At 58.2% G+C, this 8,129-nt stretch carries 9 protein-coding genes and 2 tRNA genes; 4 read left to right on the plus strand and 7 right to left on the minus strand.

Annotated features, from left to right (window positions below; translation table 11 throughout):
• Positions 1–96: 96 nt before the first annotated feature.
• The 5 genes from M7439_RS03910 to M7439_RS03930 form a co-directional block, all read right to left on the minus strand.
• Entirely contained in the window at positions 97–711 is a 615-nt protein-coding gene (locus M7439_RS03910) for a TetR/AcrR family transcriptional regulator (protein ID WP_298347091.1), read from the minus strand.
• Between the two features lie 162 nt (positions 712–873).
• Positions 874–949, minus strand: a tRNA-Phe gene (locus tag M7439_RS03915).
• Between the two features lie 14 nt (positions 950–963).
• A tRNA-Asp gene (locus M7439_RS03920) sits at positions 964–1,041 on the minus strand.
• A gap of 70 nt (positions 1,042–1,111) precedes the next feature.
• Positions 1,112–1,969 carry a PHP domain-containing protein gene (locus M7439_RS03925; RefSeq protein WP_298347092.1) on the minus strand — a complete coding sequence of 286 codons (858 nt, stop codon included), beginning with the start codon at positions 1,967–1,969 and terminating at the stop codon, positions 1,112–1,114.
• Positions 1,970–2,246: 277 nt separating this feature from the next.
• Entirely contained in the window at positions 2,247–2,462 is a 216-nt protein-coding gene (locus M7439_RS03930; RefSeq protein ID WP_298347094.1) for a hypothetical protein, read from the minus strand.
• A 235-nt stretch (positions 2,463–2,697) separates the two neighbouring features.
• On the opposite strand from M7439_RS03930, the gene purF reads away from it, so the two are divergent.
• Genes purF through pyrE form a run of 3 tightly spaced genes read left to right on the plus strand, consistent with a single transcriptional unit; the run spans position 2,698 to position 5,743 of the window.
• Complete coding sequence (gene purF / locus M7439_RS03935; protein WP_298347096.1) at positions 2,698–4,149, plus strand: amidophosphoribosyltransferase; 1,452 nt, start codon at positions 2,698–2,700, stop codon at positions 4,147–4,149.
• Between the two features lie 11 nt (positions 4,150–4,160).
• The gene (gene purM, locus M7439_RS03940) at positions 4,161–5,165 is read left to right on the plus strand and encodes a phosphoribosylformylglycinamidine cyclo-ligase (protein WP_298347097.1); all 1,005 of its coding nucleotides are present in this window, start codon (positions 4,161–4,163) and stop codon (positions 5,163–5,165) included.
• Positions 5,156–5,743, plus strand: coding sequence for an orotate phosphoribosyltransferase (pyrE, locus tag M7439_RS03945; RefSeq protein WP_298347098.1), 588 nt, complete (start codon positions 5,156–5,158; stop codon positions 5,741–5,743). Before purM ends, pyrE begins: the two co-directional genes overlap by 10 nt.
• 47 nt (positions 5,744–5,790) lie before the next feature.
• Here the strand turns inward: pyrE and M7439_RS03950 are convergent, their stop codons facing one another.
• Positions 5,791–7,134, minus strand: a complete 1,344-nt coding sequence (locus M7439_RS03950) for a HepT-like ribonuclease domain-containing protein (protein ID WP_298347100.1) — start codon at positions 7,132–7,134, stop codon at positions 5,791–5,793.
• Positions 7,131–7,598 carry a helix-turn-helix domain-containing protein gene (locus M7439_RS03955; protein ID WP_298347102.1) on the minus strand — a complete coding sequence of 156 codons (468 nt, stop codon included), beginning with the start codon at positions 7,596–7,598 and terminating at the stop codon, positions 7,131–7,133. The genes M7439_RS03950 and M7439_RS03955 overlap by 4 nt, the downstream gene beginning before the upstream one ends.
• Before the next feature lie 291 nt (positions 7,599–7,889).
• On the opposite strand from M7439_RS03955, the gene M7439_RS03960 reads away from it, so the two are divergent.
• A partial coding sequence (locus M7439_RS03960; RefSeq protein WP_298346968.1) for a helix-turn-helix domain-containing protein occupies positions 7,890–8,129 on the plus strand: 240 nt, incomplete at its 3' end.

The following is an 8,129-nucleotide window of genomic DNA, read 5'->3' on the forward strand; positions in this document are numbered from 1 at the left end:
TGGAGAGTGACCACGCTCGATGTGAGCATGCCGTAGACCGGAAAGAGCTCAGGGAATGCCCTCGCCCCAATCCAGGAGCACAGGCACCAACACGAATCAGGAAGTTCCAGCCTCGGCTCGGACCAAGCTTTCGAGCAGTGGCGCTAACAGATTTGCCGCCTCATCTAAAAAGGGATACTCGTCTGGTTCTACCATGACACGACTCAACATGAGCCCCCGGATGGTGGCCAAAATCAAGTGCGCAACGCTTCGAGCCCGATCCTCAGGGATCTCTATACGCCCAACCAGCTCGACAGAGATAAAATCAATCCAGTCATTCATGGCATGAGAGAGAAACTCGCCATAGAGTTCACGCTCTCGCGCGCTCGCCCCGACGAGCTCGAAGAAGAGCTGATCCGCGCCCTCGTTCTCAGGCTTTGCGATATCGACCATCGCCGCTCGGAAGTAACGAGATACGAGTTCAGGTCCGGCCTCGTTCTCAGTCAGCGTCGCTTGCAATCCACCGCGCTGTTCATCCGCAAGGCGTGCAAGCAACTGCTCAAGGAGCTTGTCCTTGGTGCCAAAGTGGTGTTCAAGTGTGTTCGGTGCCACACCGAGTTCCTCGGCGAGCTTGCGATAGGTCAGCGAGGCAAGGCCGTTCGTCTTGAGATATTCGGCCGCCTGTTCGGTCAATTGCTCACGCCGAGGGTTACCTTTGTCACTAGATTCCATCGCCTCAGCTTAGAAGGTCTCGCAGGAAATCAGCTGCACCACACGCGCCCTGTTATTCCAAGCTCCATGTCGTAGGTCTATCCCGAAAACGCCCCACATGGACTGCTCTTCAACGGGACAGACGGCTAAACAGCTCGTACCCGAACATGGGGTATAAGCTACTGGTGGTCGGAACCGGCGTCGATCCGGTGACCTCACGCTTTTCAGGCGTGCGCTCTACCTGCTGAGCTATCCGACCATAACGAGCGATAGTGGCGGACCCGACGGGATTTGAACCCGCGACCTCCGGCTTGACAGGCCGGCGTGCACTCCGAGCTGCACCACGGGTCCCTACGCAATCGCTTGCAAGTAGATCAGTATATAAGACCCGTTCTCTCTGTCACTGCAGCGAGCAGAAAACTCAAGGACGGTTCAGTGACTCGAGCAGTCGATCGCCGACCTCAGCTGGGACGACCAAGTCACCGAAGCCCATCAATGGTTCAAGTCCTGGCTTGAAGGTGCCGTGATAATCAGAGCCGCCGGTGACCAGCAGACCTGCGTCTTGGGCGATCTGGGTGAGTTCTGCACGTTGGTCTGGTGTATATCCTGCATAGAGGCATTCCAGTCCGACGAGCCCTAACCGACGGAAGCCAACCAAGGTGGTAACCAACGAAGCGAGGGGCAGACCAAGACTGAGGGGGTGTGCGACAACCGGCACCAACCCGAGATCGGCACAGAGTGGTCCAATCTCATCGAAGCCAAACAACGTCTTTGGGCTGTAGAGGGGCCTCCCCTTTGCCAAGTACCGGTCGAAGGCATCCTGGATACTCTCGGCATAACCATGGTCCACCAGCACCCTCGCAAAATGAGGACGGCCCACACTCTTGGCTTCAAAGTCCGTTGTTCCCGCCGCCGCGAGCACCTCCTCCTCGGTGATCGCAAGCCCATGCTGATTGGCACGATCCAACAGTTCAAGATTACGATTTCGACGCGCTATTGCCAGTGCATCGATCCTCGCCGCGAGCTCGGTGCGAGCGAGTGAATACCCGTAGACAAGAAGATGAAAGGTGCCACCATCCCATCGCAACGAGAGCTCAACGCCATCGGGAGGTGGGAGCTCTGAATCGATCACCTTCGCGAAAGCCGCGCTCCCGGCAAGAGTATCGTGATCGGTCAATATTGCTAGATGGACATGTCCAAGACTCGCCGCCAGTTGATCAGGAGGCACCGACCCGTCCGAGGCGTCCGAGTGAAGATGAAGGTCGCAACGAGCTTGCATAGAGGTAAGTCTAGCCTTCGCTCTCAAAGCCGTCGGGAAGCAACGACTCTTGCTACAACCGGAGGTCCTCCACGAATCGTGCAGTGCTGTTTGGCACGATCAGATCGCCTAACGCGGAGGTCATCTCCTTCGGCGGCCGACCGGCGAGCTCGGAGCAGATCGCAACGCACGCCAGCTGCGCGTGAGCACAACGATCCATGGAGCACGGGGTCTGCACAAAGCGACGCACCGCCCTTTGCCTTGTAGGTACCCGGCACCTGTGACAAGGCCACTGAGGTCAAGCTCGCTGGGGGCTTGGGTCGCTGACGCGACCACCGACATCTGAAACGAGAATCAACACCCGAAGTTTGACCCCAAGGAGTAACCCATCTATCGATGCGCGGTGCGTCACCACCAAGGTGACCCTCACCAGGATCGTCCCAGTCCGGATCGTCCCAGTCCGGATCGTCCCAGCCAGGATCGTCCCATTCAGGATCGTCCCATTCAGGATCATGTTGTCAACACTGCTCTCGGATGAGTCACCACGGTGTCGATTGGGCCTGCTGGCGCGACAGGCACGTCGAACATCAAACCGACCGCATCGTTGACGCTGCGCGGCGATCGAGCTCCTTACCAAGAACCACCTCAGTGAGATCACTCGTGTTAGAACGAGATTTTGCTCCACAAAGGTGCCAGAAAAGAGCGCGACCCATCGTGAGGTGGTCGAGAGATGCTAGGCTTAACATACCGTGATCGAAGATCCCCAGAACGACAATCCGGAGCACGATCAACTCGAACGTGACCATCCGGAGGAGGCTTGTGGGGTCTTCGGTATCTCGTTGCCAAACGAAGCCGTCTCCTACCTAACCTTCGACGGCATCTACGCACTCCAGCATCGCGGTCAGGAGTCCGCCGGCATGGCGGTCGCTGACAACGGAGAGATCACCGTAGTCAAGAACCTCGGCCTCGTCAGTGCGGTCTTTGATGACTCAACGCTCGCGTCCTTGCCGGGAGACATGGCGATCGGACACACACGCTACGCCACCGCCGGGGACCGCAGTTGGCATAACGCACAGCCCATCTTCCGAGCCAGCGGTGAGTACGGTGTGGCCGTTGCGCATAACGGCAACCTCACGAACTCCTTCGAGCTCGCTGATCGCCTCTTCGACACCATCGCCCGACAGCCCTCCGACACCGAAATAATCGCTCAACTCATCTCGGTCTCCGTCGCGCGATCACGGCCGACTTCGGTCCAAGACTATGCGGATGCCGTGCGTGGGGCTCTCATCGAACTGCGTGGAGCTTACTCCCTTGCCATGCTCGATGGTGAACGCATCATCGGTGCACGCGACCCCGATGGTTTTAGACCTCTTTGCCTCGGCACCATTGCACCGAATGGATGGGTCATCGCCTCAGAGTCTCCGGCCCTGGACGTCATTGGCGCTGAGTTCGTTCGCGAGATCGAGCCAGGCGAGGTCGTGATCATCGACGCAGATGGCGCCCACAGTTTCCCCTCGCCCGAGGCTTCGCCCTCTCACCTTTGCATCTTTGAGTTCGTCTACTTTGCTCGTCCCGACACCAAGCTCCTTGGCAAGGAGGTACACGGCACCCGACGGGCGATGGGCGAGTATCTCGCTCATACCCTCCCAGTTGCAGCGGACATGGTAATGGGTGTCCCTGACTCAGGAGTACCTGCCGCCGAAGGCTATGCACTAGCCTCTGGCATTCCCTATGGTCAAGGGCTGGTGAAGAACCGCTACATCGGGCGGACCTTTATCAACCCTGGCATCAAGAGTCGCCAGGACGCGATCCGCCGCAAACTCAACGTGCTTGAGGAAAATGTGCGGGGTAAACGCGTCGTCGTCGTCGATGACTCCATCGTTCGGGGCTCGACCACCAAGTCGATCGTCCGTCTCTTAAAGCAAGCGGGTGCGGCCGAGGTGCATCTTCGCATCTCCTCGCCCCCCTATCGTTGGCCCTGCTTCTACGGGATCGACACGCCAAACCGACCCGATCTCATCGCGGCGAACCACAGCGTGGAAGAGATCACCGAGATCCTCGGCGCAGACAGTCTCGCCTACCTCCAGTTAGGCGATCTCCGTAAGGCGATCGGCACTCCAGAGGGCTTCTGTGATGCCTGTTTGACGGGTAGCTATCCTGTCGAACTCAGCACCCATCTCGCCGGTCAACAGGTGCTCTAGAAAGGACATCCGTGGACTACCAGCAAGCTGGCGTCGACTTAGTCAACGCTGAGGAGGCGGTCAAGGCAATAACAGCCTTGGTCAAGAGTACCTATAACTCCCACGTCCTCTCCGACCTCGGCGGCTTCGGCGGCCTCTTCCGTATCGGCGGCGAGGGCACCCCGACGCTGGTCGCCACCACCGACGGAGTAGGCACGAAGACCGAGGTCGCTCGGGCTGGCGGTCGTTGGGAAGGGATCGGTCAGGATCTGGTAGCGATGTGCCTTGATGACCTAGTCTGCACGGGGGCCCACCCTCTCTTCTTCCTCGACTATCTTGCCGTCGGCAAGAACGAACCAACGCTGATCGCAACCCTGGTGGCATCAATGGCGAGGGCACTCAAGTCGGCTCACACCGCGCTCATCGGTGGTGAGATCGCCGAACACCCAGGTTCGATGGCCCCCGACCAAGTCGACCTTGCCGGCTTTGCGGTTGGCCTCGTGGACCCAGCGACGGCGATCGGTGCTGAGCATGTGCGACCCGGTGACCGCATCATCGGCCTCCCCTCTCCGAATCTTCGTTCCAACGGCTTCTCGTTGGTACGTGCCATCTACGCTGATCTGCTCACCCATGTCAGCGACGGGGTGGCTACAAAGGGCGAGCTGGCACTCTACGAGGAACTCATCGCCCCCTCGGTCCTCTATGCCCCACAGATGCTCACCTTCATCGACGACACACTTCTCCATGCTGCCAGCCACACAACCGGCGGTGGGTTGGTGAACAATCTCGCTCGAGTGATTCCGGAAGGACTGAGTGCCACCATTGACCCGACCACCTGGCAATGGCCAAGCGTCTTTACCCAGTTGATGAGCGATGGTTCGGTACCACTCGCCGAGATGCGACGAACCTTCAACCTCGGCATTGGCATGGCGCTGGTCGCCGCGCCAGAGAAGGCAACAGTAATCCTTGACTCCCATCTCGGCTCGGTCGAGATCGGTCGCATTGAAGAAGGAGATGACAGAGCACGATGGAGTTAACGCCCGCTGACGTAGCAGCAGCGCGAGCAGAGTTGATCGCAAGCATCAAAGAGTACGCCATTACCTATGGTGATTTTGTCTTAAAGTCTGGTGCTCACTCGACCTGGTTTATCGATACCAAGCGAGCGATCTGTCGGCCTCCAACCCTCTTTCGTACCGCCCAGCTCACCCTGGCGGCACTCGCCGACGAGGTAACGACCATCGGTGGACTGACGATGGGGGCCGACCCAATCGCCTTCGCCACTGCCGCGATCGCGCAAGCCGATGGGCGAAACCTGGGTGCCTTCTCGGTCCGCAAGGAGCCCAAGGAGTACGGACAGGGTGGTCGCATCGCAGGCAACCTCACCGAGCGAGATCGCGTCTGTGTCGTCGAAGACACCCCTTCTCGGGGGACCTCGCTGAAAGCCGCGATCGAGGCGGTTGAGGCGACCGGGGCGAGAGTTGTACAGACACTTGCGATCGTCGATCGTGGCGGGAGCGCCTCCTGGGTCGTCGCACCGGTCCCCTTCGTGGCGCTCATCACCGCCCCCGATCTCGGATTACCCTACGAGGGCGGGCTCGAGTTCGAACACTCCTAACGAACCGATGATCTCACCCGCAACATCTCCTGCAAGGTCTTCGCTGCTCACGACGACCGAAGCGCCTCCGGTACTCTTCGCGCATCACGCGGATCGGTGATTCGGAGAATGGGAAGGGCTGGGTAATCAGTGAGGAGCTGACGGATACGCCCCCGATAGCTTGCCCGGGTGCGCCAAGCCCAGCGTATGATATGTTCCGGATTGGTCAAGATCGTCCACAGTGGAGGCTCGACATTGCCATTCCAGAGCGGTTCGTGCCTCATGTTGCGTCGGATGGTACGCCAGATCACCCTCTTCATCACCACAACGAGAGGGTAATCGAGCCAGATCAATAGTTCGGCCCGTGAGAGGAGTCGCTGGCGAACCTGATCGTACTGCCATTCCAGCACCCAACAATCTTGAGAGATGAACTCATCCACCTCAGCTTCAAAGCTCGTCCGCACGCTCCAGTTGGGTCCATGAAAGAGGCTGTCAAGTTCCACGTAGGGAAGGGCCAGTTGGATATGGAGCTGACGACACAAGGAGGACTTGCCTGATCCAGACACCCCTGCTACCAGAATCCGATTGGGTTGTACATTCAATGCACCCACTTCGCTCACCAACGGCATACTGCGATCCACACCCCAAATCCCCCGAGCAGATTCTAATGATACCGCTCGGCAATGGACCATAAGATTCAACCGCTGAGGCGAGGCAAAAAGATCTGCATATTCGTCACGATGGCCCCTGCAACCTCCTCTTCCGCATCCGTCGATCGACACACCTTCACATGGTTCGTGAGATGCAGCCACCTGCAACTCATCAACATCCTTGATTGTGCATCCCCTAACAGCCACACTTGACGACGAAAAGATCTCGTTCGACAGCGTGAGAGGTACCCGTAAAACCTGGAAGGCCCAAACCGATTCATCCCTTCGGACCGACAGCCCTCCTACGACATCCTCCAGCGTGGCCCAACGGCAAATCACACTCGGCGCGCGCCCGCGGCATCCACCGATGACACCGTCCATCAGGATGAACCGCCGAGGCTTCGGTTGGCTCTGGGGTATCTGAAGAATTTCGCAGACGCTAGGAGTATCAACCGATCGACGAAGCTGCTCGAGCTCGTCATCGAGTATCTGTTCGATAAGTGCCCAGGCAGTATCCCAATAGTGATGGGCAAGTACGTTGCGCAGATCAACAATATTTCGCCAAGGGATCTCTGGGCGCCGCTCCTTAAACTCGTCGCTCAGAGCATTGGCGGCCTCTCCGATGACACCGAGCTCACGCATGACTGCAGAGCGAAACATGTCGTCACTCGAGTTATGTTTGGAGCGCCAACGCCCGATCTTTGCAATCGCACCGAGGATATCGTTAGCACGTTCAGCATCGCGGCGGTTGGACCGTGTCACAGTGGTCGAGCTTCAGCCAACACTCGCTCTCGGATGCTTGGCCTCAACATCTCAGGTGTGCCGATGTCGACCTTGATGCCAAGAATTTCGCTAATCTCGTGCCCAAGGGTGAAGAGCTCAAACAGGCGAATGCGATCCGTAGGGATCTCGACAAGTAAATCGAGGTCTGAATCAGCGTTATCTTCACCTCGTGCGACCGACCCGAATACAAGTACACGCTCTGCGCCATGCGCTCTCGCCAAACTTCGCACGCGTTCCCGGTTGTTCGCCAAGAGTTCGCTCGGACGAATGTCGGCACGGCAAGCCATCAACAGGCGCTCCGCAGTCTCCTCGGAGGGAACTTTCCGACCTTTCTCATAGCGATTGACCGCTGGCTGGGACGTACCGGCCCGACGAGCAAGCTGCGCTTGTGATAAACCAGCTCCCACCCGCGCCGTCCGAATCCGTCTACCCAGATCATCCATACCTCAATAATACCTTCGTGTGTCAACTGGTGTAGTACAAGCTGAAGGATATTATTCGAGGCCAACAGCACATCCTCGATCTGTTTGGCGAGTTCGTCCGCGAAGAGGCAGGGTCTCGACACGTTACCCGACGCTTGCGCTAGGCGCACAGGCTGGTATCGATTGTGATGCGCGACCGATTATTCGGGACTCAGCGGTAAGAGGCAACGTGGGATCCACGAGATTGTTTGACCAGCCTTGCAGGAGAAGCAACCAACGGATAGTGTAAGCATATCTGCTAGCATTGCAGGGGTGACCGATAAATGGAGCTGCTTCGCTGGGGATTTGCTCAAGCGCTCAAGGGCACAAGCAGGCCTGTCTCAGCGCCAACTCGCTGCGCTCGCCGGGGTTAGCAATGTGGAAGTAGCACGCATTGAATCCCATCGGGTTCAACCGAGTATTCCCACACTTGGCAGACTTTTGGACGTGTGTGGTTCGGGTGTGGAGCTCTCTGGGCGATACGTCGACAACAGGGTGGATGCGATTACGGCA

The organism is Ferrimicrobium sp., from assembly GCF_027319265.1.
Classification (GTDB): domain Bacteria; phylum Actinomycetota; class Acidimicrobiia; order Acidimicrobiales; family Acidimicrobiaceae; genus Ferrimicrobium.

Bases quoted from the DNA above. Each gene is read 5' to 3' on its own strand.
- M7439_RS03910 (WP_298347091.1), bottom strand. From the start codon at position 711: ATGGAATCTAGTGACAAAGGTAACCCTCGGCGTGAGCAATTGACCGAA.
- M7439_RS03925 (WP_298347092.1), bottom strand. From the start codon at position 1,969: ATGCAAGCTCGTTGCGACCTTCATCTTCACTCGGACGCCTCGGACGGG.
- M7439_RS03930 (WP_298347094.1), bottom strand. From the start codon at position 2,462: ATGATCCTGAATGGGACGATCCTGAATGGGACGATCCTGGCTGGGACG.
- pyrE (WP_298347098.1), top strand. From the start codon at position 5,156: ATGGAGTTAACGCCCGCTGACGTAGCAGCAGCGCGAGCAGAGTTGATC.
- M7439_RS03955 (WP_298347102.1), bottom strand. From the start codon at position 7,598: ATGGATGATCTGGGTAGACGGATTCGGACGGCGCGGGTGGGAGCTGGT.